The sequence below is a fragment of the Haliscomenobacter sp. genome, assembly GCF_041740695.1.
GTDB lineage: Bacteria > Bacteroidota > Bacteroidia > Chitinophagales > Saprospiraceae > Haliscomenobacter.
On record NZ_JBGSLK010000003.1, the window covers coordinates 49,755 to 66,197 of the forward strand.

Genomic DNA, 16,443 nt, shown 5'->3' on the forward strand with positions numbered 1-16,443 from the left:
CACCAACCCGATTTTTTTACAACCCAATCGGAATGAACACCACTACTTTTTGGCACAAACTCGCCTTGTTTGTTGCCCTTACCACTTGTATGCCAGCTCTTTTTGCTCAACACGGTAGTTTCGAAGGTTTTTTGAAGCCCAAAGAAGGATTCAAAGTCGAGCCTTATGTCATGTTGCAACTGTGGAGTACCTACAGCCTGGATCATGAATTGTACAACACAACGACCAAACAATACGAACCTGTCGACGACCGACTGAACTTCCTGTTTCGCCGTGCTCGGATCGGGTTTAAAATGCAGCCTTACGAGAATCTCCGTTTCAATGCAGTACTGGCCTATGATGCAACCGGACGGGATGTTCAGGCAGGCACTGTTGGTGCAACAAACAATGGAGGTATTCCCTCAGTGGGCATTTTGGACGCCTACATGGAGTGGCGAATCAAACCCAAGAGTGAAAAATTTTACCTGGTCGCTGGTTTTTTTCGTCCACAACTCAGTCGGGAAAGTATCACCACAGCCTGGCAAACGTCTAGCATGGAAAAATCCGCCACTCAAACCTACGTTCGTCAGCACACTACCGGAGTAGGCCCAGGGCGCGTGGTGGGTGTCAACCTGGGGGGGTTGTTAAAAAGTGAATCTGAAAAAGTAGTACTCAATTATAACCTGGGCGTATTCAATCCAAGTTACACCAGCAACAGCGGGAATTCAGCGGGCACCCATTTTGCCCCCTTGCTCACCGGGCGTGCCGTTTTATCCCTCGGTGATCCCGAAATGAAACAATATGGGATTGCCTACAATATGAATTATTTCAACCAACGCAAAGGAATATCGATAGCCTTAAGTGGCTCCCGACAAGGGAAAACCGATATTTTTCAGCGTGCGGCCACCTTGGGGACCGATCTATTGTTCAATTATGACCACCTGAATGTCACCGCTGAATACCATCAACTGTACCGCCAAGGTCACAGCAATGATAGCGATGAGCAACCCAAAACCTTCAACTACATTTCTCGCGTAGGGCATGCCCGGGCTGGTTACAACCTGGCGGTAGGAAAAAAATACTTTATTGAACCGAGCTTGATGTACATGCATTTTGCTGGGGCTAAAGATGCAGCGGGTCAAGCAAATGCTGCGCTAGTCAAAGCTTCTTCCGGTACTGAAAGTGCTTATGACGCTGGAATCAATTGGTATTTGAATGAAAAAAAATTAAAAGTGTTGCTGCACTACACCTGGCGTGCTGGTGACCCCGGAGCAGCTGGTGACGGAGCTACGGTCAATGAATACTTTTATCAATCTGGTGTAGGTGCCATTAGAAGAGGGAATTGGATCGGGCTTGGGATAAATGCTATTTTTTAAAGTATAAAAGCAAAGGAACGAAAAAATCTATCTAGCTTTGTTCTCTAGTTTATCGATCGTATTTATTGTAATAATATAAATGGCTATGGCTTCCAATAACTGGGGCTGGAGGGCTCCGGCCCTCTCTATCTCTTTTGTGGCATGGATTTTCCTGTTATGGACTCCACTTTTTGCCCAGGAGCCTTTCCAGGGGTTCCTCAAAAACCGGGAAGGTTTTAAAATTGAGCCCCTTTTACAGTTCCAGTTCTGGAGCGTCTACAGCAGTAACCAAAAAGTATTTAACCCCCAAACCAGGGTTTACGATGAGGTTGAAGATCGACTCAATTTTTTGATCCGCCGAGGTCGGGTTGGCTTCAGGATGCAACCTTTTGACAACCTGAAAGCTACCGTGATGTTGTCTTTTGACGCCATCGGTCGGGATGTGCAAAGTGGTAATTTCGGGGCCGCAAACAATGGCGCTATCCCTTCAGTTGGCCTATTTGATGCATTTCTGGAATGGCGTCTGCAGCCCAAAAGTGAAAAATTCTTTCTGGTAGCTGGTTATTTTCGACCTCAAATCAGCCGAGAAAGCATCACTCCAGCCTGGCAGGTGGGCAGTTTAGAAAAGTCAGCCACTCAGACCTACCTGCGGCAACACATCCTTGGGATAAATGCCGGACGAACTGCTGGGGTCAACCTGGGTGGTTTGCTAAAAAACAGAACGGAAAAAGTGTGTCTTAATTACAACCTGGGCGTATTCAACCCGGGTTTCTATGCCTACAGCAACAACTCCGTAGGCAGCCAATTTTCACCACTCTTGGTGGGTCGAACTGTACTAGCTCTCGGAGATCCCGAACTCAAACAATACGGAATCAGTTATTTACAAAACTACTTCAACCAACGCAAAGGTATTTCTCTGGCGCTGGATGGCAGTACCCAGGGGCAGACCGATCTATTCAGCCGCAATACCTCCATTGGAGCAGATGTTTTACTCAACTGGAAAGCCTTGAATGTAGATGCTGAATACCATCGAATGCTGCGCAGTGGCTCCCGCCAATTGCCCAATAATGCGGGGTTGCGCAACTTTGATTATACCTCCTCAGTTCAACACCTTCGCTTTAGCTACAATTGGATTGCAGGTAAAAAACTTTTCCTGGAACCAACCTTTACCCTGATGCAATACAAAGGAGCTACCGATCCTTTGGGTCAAGCTGACGCCCTAGCAGTACATACTTTTGCGGGAACTGAAACCTACTGCGACACAGGCATCAATTGGCACTTGCAGGAACGAAAATTAAAATTGATGCTGCATTACATCTGGAGAAAAGGTGATCCCGGTGCTGCTGGCGATGGAGCTACGGTAAATGACTATTTTACACAAGCCAATGTAGGTGCCATCCGGCGGGGCAATTGGTTGGGATTGGGGTTAAATGCGATTTTTTAGCCAAATAATTAATGTTTCGTACTAAATTCAGGCTTCAAAAAATCAAATTCATGAAGTCCCTAACCACCGTGTTCCTCCTCCTGTTCGTTACCACAGTACTTACAGCCCAATCCCCTGCCTACAACCCCCAGATCAACAGCATCGATGTGCAGCACTATCGCTTTAGCCTGACGCTCAAGGACGAAACGAATCGCATCGAAGGCCAGGCCGAAATCACTCTGCGTTTCAAACAAGCGGGCAACAGTTTTGCACTGGATTTGACCAACACCAAAGCGGGTAAAGGAATGGAAGTCAGCACAGTAAATTACAACAACGCAGCCCTAAAATTCAGCCATAGCAATGACCGTTTGAGCATCACTTTGCCCAATACCATCCCGGCGGGAGCAACCATCACCGTGAGTGTACAATACGCTGGTGTCCCCGTAGATGGCCTCGTCATCGATGCCAACAAATTTGGTGACCGCACCTTTTTTGGCGACAATTGGCCCAATCGCGCCCATCATTGGCTGCCGACGGTGGATCACCCCTCCGATAAGGCTTCGGTGGAATTCATCGTCACCGCGCCCGATCATTATCAGGTGATTGGCAATGGCATCCAAATTGAAGAAACCAACCTGGATGGAGGCTTACGCCGCACCCACTGGAAAGAAACCGTATTGCTGCCCACCAAAGTAATGGTCATTGGGGTGGCGCCTTTTGCGGTGCAGCTCGCTGGGGAGGTTCAAGGTATTCAAGTTAGTTCCTGGGTTTTCCCCGACAACCGAGCTGAGGGTTTTGCGGATTATAGTCAAGCGGTGGAAGTATTGGAGTGGTTCCACAAAAACATCGCTCCTTACCCCTACCGCAAATTGGCCAATGTACAATCCAAAACCCGCTACGGCGGCATGGAAAACGCCAGCAATATTTTTTACTTTGAAAACTCGGTGAATGGCAAAAAAGAACGGGAAGACCTGATCGCCCACGAAATTGCGCACCAATGGTTTGGCAACTCGGCTTCGGAGGCCAACTGGTACCACGTTTGGCTCAGCGAGGGTTTTGCTACGTATAGCACCCACCTTTACCACGAAGCCAAGTACGGTGCGGCCTCCCTGGCCGAACGGATGCGCAAAGACCGCTTCACCGTAGTACGTTATGCCGAGCGCAAACTGGCACCCATTGTAGATACCACCGTAACCGACATCAACACGGTGCTCAATACCAACTCCTACCAAAAAGGCTCCTGGGTGTTGCACATGTTGCGCCACGAGATTGGCGATGCCGCATTCTGGAAAGGATATCGCGCATATTATCAAAAGTATCAAGGCAGCAACGCGCTGACTTCCGATTTGCAAAAAGTGATGGAAGAAGCCTCGGGTAAATCACTAAGTACCTTTTTTAAACAATGGGTATTTCAGGCTGGGCAGCCCGAAATACAAACCCCCTACCGCTATGATGGTGGAGAAAAGATCATAGCCTTAACCGTCAAACAAGTACAAAAAAATCTATTTAGTTTTCCACTGGACATCCAATTCCTGGATGAAAATAAAAAGGTAATCCTGGAAAAAACCTTATCCATCAGTAAGGCACAAGAGGAGTTTGCGTTTCCTATTCAAGGTTATCCAAAAGACATCAAATTGGATCCAAATGCCTATTTGTTATTCAAATGATGAATCATTGGCAAATGTTTAAAGATCATTAACACAAACAAAAGCCATTTTGTGGCTATTTCGCCGTTATTAGAGTTGACTTAGAAAAAAAATTGCGTCATAATTGTACCGATGAAATTCTTCAGAAGGCAACAGATTGATGCGAAATTTTTTACCTTGCAACCGCATTTCTCTATTAAAAAAAAATCGACGCGATGAGAAAGTTACTGGCATTTGGATCGCTTTTGGCAATGATCTTACTTTTCTCCAACATGACTGTTGATAACGTGCAGCCCAAAAAAGCTGATGGTGAGAAAATCTACAAGCAGTACTGCGTAACCTGTCATGGTTTGCGTGGCGACATGGGCGTATCTGGTGCGGCCAATTTTGTTGAATCCAAACTAAAGGTGGAAGAACGCATCAAAGTCATCACCAATGGTCGCAACAACATGGCCAGCTTTAAAGCTTTGCTTGACAAAGAAAAAATCAAAGCTGTAGCGGCGTACACCATGAAATTGACTAAAGAATAACGCGGAGCTGTTCAAACAAAAAACGTTAAAACAGCCTGTGGTTAATTAGGGAATGGACTATATGCCCATTCCCTAATTCTTTATTTATCCATTTTTCCGCTCTACTATGTCCATTTTTGTAACTGGTGGTACAGGTTTTTTGGGTTCTTACCTGATTCGACATTTGTTGGCGGAAGGGTATACCGACATCACCGCGCTGCGCCGCCGCAACAGCAATTTTGATCTGGCTGGTGATTTTGCCGATCGGGTAGAATGGATCGAAGGGGAGCTGAATGACCCCTATAGTCTGGCTGAAGGCATCCAGGGCAAAAAATGGGTCTTCCACATCGCCGCGATCATTTCCTTCATGGAGCGGGACCGCAAAAAAATGCAGTCCGTCAACGCGGAAGGAACTGCGTACATCGTCGATGCCTGTTTGAATGAAGGGGTCGAGAAGTTGTTGCACGTGAGTTCGATAGCCGCGGTAGGCCGCACCAAACCCGTCCAGGTGCTGAATGAAAAAAACATTTTTCAAACCAGCCCTTACAATACCGAATACGGGATCAGCAAATTTTTGGGTGAACAGGAAGTATGGCGTGGCATTGCCGAAGGGCTAAATGCGGCCATCGTCAACCCTGGGGTGATCCTGGGCGCTGGGCGCTGGCACGAGGGCACCGGGCAGTTTTTTGCCAACATTCACAAAGGATTCAGCTATGTCCCTACTGGTACAATCAGCGTGGTCGATGTGCGCGATGTGGCACGGATGTTGCTGGTTTTGGCCAAAAGTGACATCGCTGAAGAACGCTTCATCGCCAATGCGGGCGAAATGAGTTACCGGGAATTTTTTGGTGCCATTGCCCAGGAATTGAAAGCGAGAAAGCCCAATATCACCATTACCCCTTTCCTGCGCGAATTAGCCTGGCGCTTGGCCTTGGTTCCAACCCTGTTTACGGGAAAAGCGCCAATCATCACCAAAGAAAATATGCGTCAAGCCGCTTTGGAGTATGTTTTTGAAAATGAAAAATCCAAAAATTTACTCCAATTTGAGTATACACCAATTGGCCAAACCATTTCCGAAACGAGCAGTGCTTTTTTGAAATCAGGGGGAAAAACTGTAGTGTTTTAACACGCTGCCAGCCACATTTCAACTTTTCAACTTTTTTCACCTAAAACTATAGCCACATGTCCCGTTCAGCTTCCATTGTTGTGCTGTTTTTTATCAGTCTGTCCATGACGTGTACCCGCCACACTCCTCCCAGTGCCGACGCAGTCCTAGCCAACTACTTTCAACCAACTACACTCAGCGATACCACCCATCTGGAGCTACCTGATGAAAACCTGACGCCGATTGCCGGCGATACCATCCCCACCACTTTATTTTTTCGGACCCTGGGGCCTTTAATGCAGCAGGTGGACTACATTGTCGATTCTACCTCCAGTGTAGTCGTCGCCTTGCAGCGCTTTCCGCTGAATGAGCGTTACGATGGATGTTTGGTGCACCTCACCCAAAATTGGTTCAAACATCAGTCCGTTTTACTTTTTGATAAACAAACCCAGCGCTTCACTGAGCGTTTCACCGTGGGCGAATGGTATGGTGGCGAAGGTGGCCAAATTCTGATCGGCTCCTGGCTCTTCGACTACAATGGAGACGGGAACAATGACCTCGTATGCCGTACCATCGAACACAGTACCACTCTTTCAACCAACGATGAGGTCGAAGAAAAATGGGCCGAATCCGCCGAATTGCTCCTTTGGCAAAAAAGCACCTGGAAAAAAAATACCGTAGACTCGGCTACATTGGTCAAAAACTACCCTATCCGCTCAGTTTGGTAGCCCAACTTTTCACTTTTCGCTTTTCACTTTTCACTCCCCTAAACATTTTCCCACCTTTTGCTGTACTATTCTGGAATTTATCTCAATTTTGCAGCTTGTAAAAGCGGAGTAAAGTTATGGTTGAACTACCTGTTGTCAGCAAGGAAAGTACTGAGAATACCCGGACGCGCAAACCAGACTGGTTGCGGGTCAAGTTGCCCATTGGTCCCAACTACCGCAAGGTGCGGACCCTGGTCGACGAGTACAAGCTACACACCATTTGCCAAAGCGGCAATTGCCCAAATATGGGCGAATGCTGGGGCGCAGGTACGGCCACCTTTATGATCCTGGGCAACACTTGTACCCGTTCTTGCTCCTTCTGTGCCGTAAAAACGGGCCGCCCCAACGAATACGACGCCGATGAGCCCCGCCGCGTAGCCGAAGCCATCGTGCTCATGCAGGTCAAACACGCCGTAATCACCTCCGTCAACCGCGACGAACTGGCCGACCGGGGTGCTGAAATCTGGCACCAAACCGTTCGCCTGGTCAAAGAAGCTTCTCCTTCCACCACTATAGAAACACTCATCCCCGACACCAAAGCCAACTGGGAAGCCCTGGAACGCATGATCTCCGCCGGACAAGAGGTAGTGTCGCACAACATGGAAACCGTAGAACGCCTCTACCGCAAAGTACGCCCCCAAGCCAAATACCAACGCAGTCTGGAGCAAATCCAACGCACCAAATCGGGCATCATGGTCGGCCTGGGCGAAACGCAAGAAGAGGTGCTTAAAATTATGGATGACCTCGTAGCACACAACTGCGACGTACTCACCATCGGGCAATATTTACAACCTACTCAAATGCACATCGCTGTAGCAGAGTTCATCCACCCGGATGTGTTTGCCATGTACAAAGAAGTTGGCCTGCAGAAAGGCTTCAAGTTTGTAGAGAGTGGGCCGCTGGTAAGGTCGAGTTACCATGCGGAGCGGCATTTGTAGTGGATTAGTTTTCATGAGGTATTGAATGCCCCAATGATGATGGTCATAATGGAGTATTGATGAGTATTTCTAATTTAATCAGTCCTAAAACATAGGAACTACCATTTTTTTTAATAAAAGAGGGAATTTTGGAACCAACTCTCAGATAATATAGTTATATTAGCGATGTTTTTGCACGTTACAAGAACATCCGGAAATAAGAATCAAATAATACCTACTAAATGTAGAAAGTGTGTGATCTGTTACTTACAATGAGCTAAGCCTCGACTACGACTTTTACTTAGTGATAGTTCAGCGACGAAATCCGAAATGATTAGCGAAATTTTGAAATTGAGCCAAAAACACAAATTAGGCATCCTCGAAGAGTTTTATATTCACTACTGACTGATAGCCGGTATTTTCTTGTTTTGAATATTTGTGATTTGGACAATGGTGTCCAAAACTTCCAATTCTGAGCAAGAAATTAAGAATTCACAATAGGCTTCTATCGAAAATAAATTTCAGAATCATCTTGATTCCAAGTGCAACATCATTTCTGCATTAATAATTTTCTAAAAACTTTTACACGATCTGATGACTGCCAAACAAATCAGAGAAAAAATTCAATCTCATCTTGGAAAGGGAGAAGTAGAAGAATGCCTCTCAACCTTACTTTCTGCTTTAGGCAATACTCCTCGTCGGAGAGAACGTGATAATGCATTAATGCTAAAAGCTAAATGGGAAGGTTTAAAACAAGAGCAACTAAGGGGAATATTAAGTAGAGAAGAATATGAGGTAGCATTTAATAAAATTATTTCAGGCATACAGGCCGTTATCAATGATATTGATCATGATCCTGAAAACATACTATATAGCCCACAGAAATTTGATTTCAAAGGGATATACTTTGTTGTAGGAATTCTGCTGATCGCCGTATTATTCAGTGGTTATTACTTCGTGAAAATCGCAAATTCCAATGCTAAAGAGTCCAATATTGAACCCCTCGATACTTTGGACAAATCTAATGAAGGTGGTGTCGCAAAGGGGAAAGATTCCATTCATTCGAATACCACCGAGCAAAATAATCATACGACTGAAAAGAAGAAGAAAGAACCAACTACCAACAGCACAGAGAGAAAGGATGATAAAGTACCCGAAACTAATGATTCTGATGAAGAAAGGTCCATTGATAAGCCGGAACCACCTCCAGTTCAACCTGAGTCAAAGGAAAAAAACTATACCCAAATAATCAACATTCCGAAGGGAATCAAGGTGTGGTTTGATTACAATGGGGAATATATTGAAGCTCAAGTCCAGGGAGAAAAACAGGTTTTTAACATTCCTCAATCCCTCTTTCTGAAGAATCCTCTGGTAACAGTAGTTTTTGAAAAAGAGGGGGTAACAGATAACAGTAAACGTGAAGTTCAGAAGTTAAGACAGATTACTTTACCAGATAAATTTAAATAAACTAAACCAACATGAATAATCTTAAAACATCCCAGTACTTGCTTGCTCTTGCATTTTGCAGCTTTTTTGGCTCAACTTTAAATGCACAGATTTCGCTTTATGGCACTGTATGGTCTGAACAGGGTAATGGCATCCCATCAGCAGAATTAAGAATTTACGATCAGAATACCGGAGCGCTGCTGACCCAATGCGTTTCTGGTTCAAATGGTGCTTTTACTTCCCCAAGAGTATTGAGAAGAGGCATACAAGTCCGGGTACAAATTAGTGTTGACGGTTATGAACCTTTGACAAAAGAATATACCATCAATACTGGAAATACAGCCAATACCATCAAACTGATTCCGCTAAAACTTTTTCGGATCAGCGGGGTGATAAGATCCGACCAGGGCCTGTATCTTAAGGATGTATCTGTCACTTTTTACCGTGGAAATGAAGATGATCCAGCAGCAATCAGTATAACCAATGAAGCTGGTGAATACGCTTCTAAATCCATTTTCAAAAGAGGAGATCGCATCCGGGTAATCATTCATAAGCTCAACTTTGTTGACCAATCAAAATTAATTGTATTTGATCAATCAAAGGATATGGTGTTGGATTTCGTGGTAACCATGCGAACCTATATTGCTGGCACTGTTCTTGATGGCTCCACTGGCCAGGTAGTGCCCGATGTCCAAATTTCCTATCAAAGCCAACAAGGCCCCTTTGTTGATGCCGTCCTTACCAATTCCAGAGGCTTATTTGACTTTGATGTACCCAACTCTTTTATCCCGGGAAATGGAATTACCATTCGGGCCGAAAAACCAGGTTATAAAGCGGGAGAGGTGCGCCATACGATTACCTTATCTGAGAACCGTGTAAATTTTGTAATTAAAAAATGGACTGCTGAAGGTATTCCTTTAGGATTCAAAGTACACAACAGTAAAGGGAAGCCGCTCCCCAATGTCGGAATAACCTATTTCGATGATGTTGATTCCAATAAGAACGTTACCCTCCTAATCCCGGAGTCAGGCGAGTTGGTACAACGAATCAAAACCGAACCTGGAAAAGATAAAATATTCACTTTTTCCAAGCCGGGTTACCGCACAACTCCTAAAAACCACACCTTCAAAGAACGCCTGGAATATGTGGATATTACCTTGGAAAAGGATGGATCGAAGTGTAGCTGGTTGTTGTATACCGGGGCTGGTCTGGTTGTTGGCAGCGGAGTAAGTTATATCATTTACAGTGGACATCGGAATGACTACCAAGATAAGCTGAACCCGGATCGCGAAACCGCCTACGATAATTCAAAGACCTTCCTGCGCACTGGAACCAGCGCTGCGGGGCTTGGTATTGGCGCATTTATCGGTTGGTTCATTTGTAAAGAAGTGGAAAAGAAAAAGCAACGATTAGAGTTGGAGAAAATGAGAAGGCTCGGTTTCGCACCAATCATTTTCTCCGACCCCTATGCCCAAAAAACTCAGATCGGCTTTGCCCTTCGTTTTTAACCATGTAAAATTAAACACCATGAAAAACAAACTCCATTTTTTTAAAATTATTGGCATTCTTTTACTTACCACAGTGCTTTCTCGCTGTACTTTATGGACGCCGGATCGGATGGAGGCTGATTGTCCTGAAGTATTAAGCGTTACTCCAAATGGCGCACAAGCAGGAGCTAGAGTAACTCTAACTGGTAAAAATTTTACTGCTGATTATCCTCATTTGTTTACGTTAACCATTGGAGGAGAGGCTATTGCAATCCAAAGTATGCCTAATGACACTACCCTTGTTTTTCAAGTGCCTTTGGGCATAAAAAGTGGACCGGTTCATGTTAGCAGGAATAACTCCTGCGGCGGGCCTGTCACTAGCCAAGTAAATTTTAGATATTTCTACAGTACTGCCTCTTCCTTGACTAAATTTGCGGGTACTGTTGGTGATAAAACTTGTAATGATTGTTTCAGCCTGCCCAGAGGAATGGATATCCAGGGAGCAATATTGTATGTTGCCGATTACTCAAGACATGTTGTGAGGCAAGTAAACTTGTCCACTGGCGCTATAAACCGCCTTGCAGGAGTACTTGATAGTATGGGGTATTATGACAGTTCTGTCGGGACTTCAGCTAAATTCACCAACCCCAGCGATGTAGCAGTAGGTGCTGTTAACGAGATTTACGTTGCAGACGAAGGGAACCATTGTGTCCGAAAAATTAATAACGATGCAAACAAAGGCGTTTCTACATTATCTGGAGACCGAATGCGCCCAAGCCCATCTAATGAAGATCCTGCCTTAACCTCAATTGCAAATGCAAAATTTATTTATCCCAAAGGTATTGCAACTGATAAACAAGGGAAGGTTTTTGTTACCGAACCGAGCCGAAATCGAGTAAAATATATAGACCAAAATAATGGTAATGTGACCAAAATACTTACTGGTTCACCATTGAATCTTCCTACTGGAATTGCATTTTCTGAAAAAAGAACGGCTGCCTTGGGGTCGTTATTTTTGGCTAATGGAAACTCCGGAAGATTACTAAACTTAGCAATCAATGGCGGTTATAGAAACACACCTGATGTTTTAAGCAATAATATATATAGTATTCCAATTGATGCTGAACTGGATAGTGAAGGAACATTGTTTGTTTTGGATCAGGGAATGAAAAAAATTGTAGTCGTTTATCCTGATAACCGTTATAATTACCTTGAATTGACTGGCATTGTAACTCCAGGTGGTGTGGCACTCGACGAATCAAACAAAACGATATATGTGTCAGATGAAAAATCAAATGTAATTTATTCTATTAAGTATAATTGATATTATTTCAATGTTGCATATTTCAAGGAAATTGCAAAAATCATCAGTTAGGAAAAATTTTATTTGCCAGTTGATAACAAGGAATTTACCTGAGAAAGGCCAAGTGGGTGTCAATCAGTATTTAGCCTTTTTCAGGTAAACCTTATTAACGACAGGGAGTCATGGTAAAGCTAGCACCATCGATAATAAATAAAAAGGTAGGAGTTCCCCCAGTAGGATTAAGATTTTCATAAGTAATGCTTGGTGCAGTTCCTGTTGAAGCAGTTGGTGAATAAATGGTTTTTGTAACACCTTGGATCGCTGTTGGATTAGTTGCAGGTAAATTTAAAAAATCCAATGGAATATCTATGGCAACCTGTGTTGGTGTACCACTAATATTCTCAGCCTGCCAAATTCGGATACAGTGAATATCAAAAATACTAGTTGTTGTTGGTTTTGTTATAATTACTCGACCATAATTAGGATCAGCCTCTTCATCAAGTATGCCACCAAATTGAAATCCATTGGTTGAATTGCATGCATTTGTTGAAGCAGTACAGCTACTACATGGCCTGTACCATACAGTGTGGTTGCAAAGTGGAATATCGCCCATATTAGTTGTCCTTACCGCAATTCTTATTTCAATAGTAGTATTACCACCACCAGGAATGGTCATGCTTGCTGAAGGTGTAGCCTGTGCACAACTGAAAGAAGTAGAAGTAGCGATTTCTGGTGTCCCAGGCCCATTTTGGTATACACGAAGGGAAAAGTTTCCTGCATCGGGGAAGTTTCTAATTGTGTGAAAACCAATACCTTGCATATAGTCTAATCTGGTATTACGCAAAGCGGTGCCTGCAGAATTTAGAAGCTCAGTATAAGCTTGGTTGAAAACGGCTTGTTGATTCGTATAATTAATCCTAGCGGTTGTAGCTCCATTCCCACAAACATCCAATTTATAATCAAGATTCCAGGTTGATAAATGGGTAATCTGAAATTTGGCAACCAAAGATCTGGGTGCGCCCTCAATGATTGAAATTCCTTCTTCACGCCATTCTCCAACGTTATTTAGGCTCCAGGTAATAAGGGTGTCCCCAGCCCGGATAAAACGGTTTTTGGTTGGGTGCCTCAAACTATCAGAGACAGGCATAGTGATATTGACGGGCTTACTAAATCCACTAATTTCTTCACCATCCGCATCCATTTCAATAGTCATCCAGCCTTGAGATTCAAAAAAAATAGGCGAACTGGGTTCAGCCACTCTAGAACCATCAATTCCGATTGCATCGGTAATCAAAGCCCCTCCGGGAAAAGTTCTGCTAGCAGCTAAACTTCTGGGTGAAGCATATAAAACACGATACTTTAGCTCTTTCGGTGTCCTTTTTTTTGAAGGATCTTGATTGCAATAAATAAATTGGGTTCCTTTTTGTACTTCAAGCTTTATGTTTTCAACAGAAATTCCGTTTGATTTCTTTGGTATAATTTCTCGTGCTGTACCTAGCAAACCATTAGTCAAATCAACAGAATCAACAACAGTTGCTACTCCTACAGGTGGTTCTTCAAGTTTCGCCAAAAATATCGGAACGTATTGCCCTTTATCTGAAGTTACCAAAATGTTTTGGAGATTGCTTGAATAACCGTCAGCTTCAACTTTAATGGTAAAACGATAAGGTCTTTGAACATCATAAACTGCATCTTGTTTCAATGCCAAATCCATTACACCTCCTTCAATGTAAATGGTTGAAAAAGGTATTCCATTTGCAGTAACCACCTTTCCTCCTGGATCAATTAAAGTAATCTTAGCTTTATGAATCGCAGTATTCAAGAACCGATTTGCATCGATCAAAGCTATAGCAACTGGTGCCTTCACTGGCTCAGAAAAAGTGATTGTTGATGGCTTTTTAAATAATTTTTCCAGGAAGGCACATTGGGTAGTAAATATAGTTACCAATCCCAATAAAAAGAACAGTTTAAGATGCGACAGGGCATCAACAGAGGGTTTAATTTTATTTTTCATATCATTAAATTGTAAGGGTTTCTACAAATTTAAAGATTGCAACTCAATTTTACAAATTAAAGTATAAAGAAAATTACTGCCATTCGATAAGAGTCTTTAAAACGGATGAAAAAATGGAAGAGCAAAATGCTGATTTATACTCACACATCACCATCTCCTTCCCCAATACGGCATCAACTGCTTGTACTCCGCTGCCTTCACAACATACCAATTGTCCTACTGCTCTACTACCCCACAAATCTGCACTTCATCCGCCACATACGGTGCCATTTTATCATTGATGGACTGGCCATTTTGACCCCTCTGGTGCGGTCGAGTTATCATGCGGAGCGGCATTTGTAGGGGGAAAGTACTCAAAGGACTTTCAATCCAAGATGTGCCACAAAAGGGTCGAAATCCCTGTCGCAGTGCAACAAAGGAAAATCCAATTCGATGCAATTGGTAGCGATGATAACGTCTATTGTTTTTCGAATCGTTATTCCTTTTTTTCTTAATGCCCTGTAATTTTCTGCGCAGCGTATTGCAGCAGATTTATTTCCTGTTGAATAGAAAGTCAACGCATTCAATGCATTTTTTGCTAAAGTGAAATCCCCATCTCCTGTAAATCCTTGCAGTACTTCGGTTAGAATCAGATCAAATATTCCTAATGGCTCTCGTCCCATCAATTGATCCAAGAGCTCTGTTTCTCGACTGATTTTGCCATTGAAATAGTCAATCCAAACAGAGGAATCTACGATGGTCATTGGTCTTGTCGCATTTGGTCTAAATCTCCTTCCCAACGCAGTTTCCCACGCAATTCACGTAGCGCAGCTTGCTGTAGCAGTTGGACATACAGCTTTAATGCCTGTTCTACCACTGCTTTTTTGGTATCAAGTCCACTGAGGTTGATGGCTTGATCCATCAATTGGTCATCAATGACTATGTTGGTTCTCATGTGTACACCTATTTTAGGGTGAATATACACATTGATTCAATAAATAGCAAGTCCGATGAATAAGTCAGAATGGTTTATTTTTCCATGATGCTTGATATCATGTATATTTTAAGCTATTTTTGTCCATAATATCAAACATTATGAAATCGAAAACCACCATTCTACTTCCCACTGCTCAACAAGCACTGGGCCAACTAGGTGAGGACCTCAAGTTGGCACGATTGCGCAGAAAGTTAAGTGGGGCGCAGGTAGCAGAGCGTGCAGGCATCAGCCGCTCTACGTTGTGGCAAATCGAAAAAGGCGCGCCTTCCGTTGCCATGGGAGCTTATGTACAAGTTTTATTTATTCTAGGGCTTGAGCGGAACTTATTGGCCCTCGCAAGCAATGATGAGTTGGGTAGAAAATTGCAGGATGCACAGCTTTTGGTAAAAAAGCGTGCACCTAAACGGGCGAAAAAAATTGAAGGTAAAAATGAGTGAAGGAGCCAAACGTATTTTGGCTTGATGGTATCTGCCCACTTTACAAACTGCTGCTCAACTTGATCTAAAAGGGTTATTCATCATTGATTTAAAAAATCAAAACTGCTGATGAAAAAATATAACGATTTTCTACCTTAACATGCTAGTTTTCTGGTAGCTTTGAGCGGCTTAACGTCAATTGAAATAGGGTAAGGTGTTGGTTAGAGGAAGATGGGTTGTGGGTAAAACATGTTGTGCGCAATTAGAAAAAAAGAAGAATGAATCAAGAAATATTTGAGACAATAAAATTAGATGAAGAGTTTGTAATCTACAGCTCAAATGTGATAAAAGAGTTTAATTTTGACTTTGACAAATTCACAGAAATATGGAATCAACATCCTGAAGATTATCACAAAATAAACATGTACGGAAAAGAAATTCCAACACCAAGATGGCAACAAGCTTATGGGAAAAACTATAGTTATACTGGTTCGAGAAACAATGCTCTACCAATCCATAACAATTTAAAACTATTCTTAGAATGGTCTCAAATGAATATTGATAATCGATTAAATGGTTTACTATTGAATTGGTATGATGGACAAAAAGGACATTACATAGGCGCGCATAGAGATGACACAAGAGACCTTTTTGAAGATAGCCCTATAGTGACCATTTCACTTGGTCAAGAAAGAATTTTTAGAATGCGTAGATATAAACAAAAAGATTTTAAAGATATTACATTTAGAAATGGAGAAGTTATAGTTGTTCCTTGGAATACAAATTTGGAATGGACACATGAAATACCAAATTTAAAAAAATATGACGGAAAGAGAATTTCAATAACATTACGAGCATATTTATGAAAGGAAAATAATAAGAACTGTACAAAACAAGCTCCAACGGCATATTAGCTAAATGCTGATACGCTATATAGCTTGATTTTCACTTACACATCACCATCATACTACTGGACATTTTTACAAAAAGGCTTCCTTTGCGGTTTTAACAAGCTAAAGACATGCCTTAAAAATTCAAGGAGGGAAAAACACTTTTTGGTCAAGACGCTCAATCCTTCCCTAAAAATAGAGACCTCCAGG

The 16,443-nt window shown here is 42.9% G+C and carries 15 protein-coding genes; 12 read left to right on the forward strand and 3 right to left on the reverse strand.

Annotated elements, in window-relative coordinates; genetic code table 11:
* Positions 1 to 32: 32 nt before the first annotated feature.
* The 10 genes from ACEW9O_RS00620 (at position 33) to ACEW9O_RS00665 (ending at position 11,958) form a co-directional block, all read left to right on the forward strand.
* Complete coding sequence (locus ACEW9O_RS00620; protein ID WP_373548173.1) at positions 33 to 1,355, forward strand: porin; 1,323 nt, start codon at positions 33 to 35, stop codon at positions 1,353 to 1,355.
* Between the two features lie 85 nt (positions 1,356 to 1,440).
* Complete coding sequence (locus ACEW9O_RS00625) at positions 1,441 to 2,778, forward strand: hypothetical protein (RefSeq protein WP_373548174.1); 1,338 nt, start codon at positions 1,441 to 1,443, stop codon at positions 2,776 to 2,778.
* A gap of 50 nt (positions 2,779 to 2,828) precedes the next feature.
* On the forward strand, positions 2,829 to 4,424 hold the full coding sequence (locus ACEW9O_RS00630; RefSeq protein WP_373548175.1) for a M1 family aminopeptidase: 1,596 nt from the start codon (positions 2,829 to 2,831) through the stop codon (positions 4,422 to 4,424).
* Between the two features lie 194 nt (positions 4,425 to 4,618).
* Positions 4,619 to 4,933: a cytochrome c gene (locus ACEW9O_RS00635; protein WP_373548176.1), complete on the forward strand. Its 315-nt coding sequence runs from the start codon at positions 4,619 to 4,621 to the stop codon at positions 4,931 to 4,933.
* Between the two features lie 106 nt (positions 4,934 to 5,039).
* Positions 5,040 to 6,038 carry an NAD-dependent epimerase/dehydratase family protein gene (locus ACEW9O_RS00640; protein ID WP_373548177.1) on the forward strand — a complete coding sequence of 333 codons (999 nt, stop codon included), beginning with the start codon at positions 5,040 to 5,042 and terminating at the stop codon, positions 6,036 to 6,038.
* Between the two features lie 56 nt (positions 6,039 to 6,094).
* Complete coding sequence (locus ACEW9O_RS00645) at positions 6,095 to 6,745, forward strand: hypothetical protein (protein WP_373548178.1); 651 nt, start codon at positions 6,095 to 6,097, stop codon at positions 6,743 to 6,745.
* Positions 6,746 to 6,861: 116 nt separating this feature from the next.
* A complete protein-coding gene (gene lipA / locus ACEW9O_RS00650) occupies positions 6,862 to 7,722 on the forward strand; it encodes a lipoyl synthase (protein ID WP_373548179.1) in 861 nt (286 codons plus the stop codon).
* A gap of 573 nt (positions 7,723 to 8,295) precedes the next feature.
* Positions 8,296 to 9,168 (forward strand): hypothetical protein, encoded by an 873-nt coding sequence (locus ACEW9O_RS00655; protein WP_373548180.1) that lies wholly within the window; start codon positions 8,296 to 8,298, stop codon positions 9,166 to 9,168.
* 11 nt (positions 9,169 to 9,179) lie between these two features.
* Positions 9,180 to 10,655 (forward strand): carboxypeptidase-like regulatory domain-containing protein, encoded by a 1,476-nt coding sequence (locus tag ACEW9O_RS00660; protein ID WP_373548181.1) that lies wholly within the window; start codon positions 9,180 to 9,182, stop codon positions 10,653 to 10,655.
* Positions 10,656 to 10,674: 19 nt separating this feature from the next.
* Positions 10,675 to 11,958, forward strand: coding sequence for an IPT/TIG domain-containing protein (locus tag ACEW9O_RS00665; RefSeq protein ID WP_373548182.1), 1,284 nt, complete (start codon positions 10,675 to 10,677; stop codon positions 11,956 to 11,958).
* A 145-nt stretch (positions 11,959 to 12,103) separates the two neighbouring features.
* On the opposite strand, the gene ACEW9O_RS00670 is transcribed toward ACEW9O_RS00665, so the two are convergent.
* The 3 genes from ACEW9O_RS00670 to ACEW9O_RS00680 form a co-directional block, all read right to left on the reverse strand.
* Complete coding sequence (locus ACEW9O_RS00670; RefSeq protein WP_373548183.1) at positions 12,104 to 13,951, reverse strand: hypothetical protein; 1,848 nt, start codon at positions 13,949 to 13,951, stop codon at positions 12,104 to 12,106.
* 353 nt (positions 13,952 to 14,304) lie between these two features.
* A complete protein-coding gene (locus ACEW9O_RS00675; protein ID WP_373548184.1) occupies positions 14,305 to 14,694 on the reverse strand; it encodes a PIN domain nuclease in 390 nt (129 codons plus the stop codon).
* On the reverse strand, positions 14,691 to 14,885 hold the full coding sequence (locus tag ACEW9O_RS00680; RefSeq protein ID WP_373548185.1) for a type II toxin-antitoxin system VapB family antitoxin: 195 nt from the start codon (positions 14,883 to 14,885) through the stop codon (positions 14,691 to 14,693). The genes ACEW9O_RS00675 and ACEW9O_RS00680 overlap by 4 nt, the downstream gene beginning before the upstream one ends.
* Positions 14,886 to 15,025: 140 nt before the next feature.
* Here ACEW9O_RS00680 and ACEW9O_RS00685 point away from each other — a divergent pair, with 140 nt between their 5' ends.
* Together ACEW9O_RS00685 and ACEW9O_RS00690 are read left to right on the forward strand one after the other, a co-directional pair.
* A complete protein-coding gene (locus ACEW9O_RS00685) occupies positions 15,026 to 15,364 on the forward strand; it encodes a helix-turn-helix domain-containing protein (protein WP_373548186.1) in 339 nt (112 codons plus the stop codon).
* A gap of 257 nt (positions 15,365 to 15,621) precedes the next feature.
* Positions 15,622 to 16,209, forward strand: coding sequence for an alpha-ketoglutarate-dependent dioxygenase AlkB (locus tag ACEW9O_RS00690; protein WP_373548187.1), 588 nt, complete (start codon positions 15,622 to 15,624; stop codon positions 16,207 to 16,209).
* Positions 16,210 to 16,443: the final 234 nt, after the last annotated feature.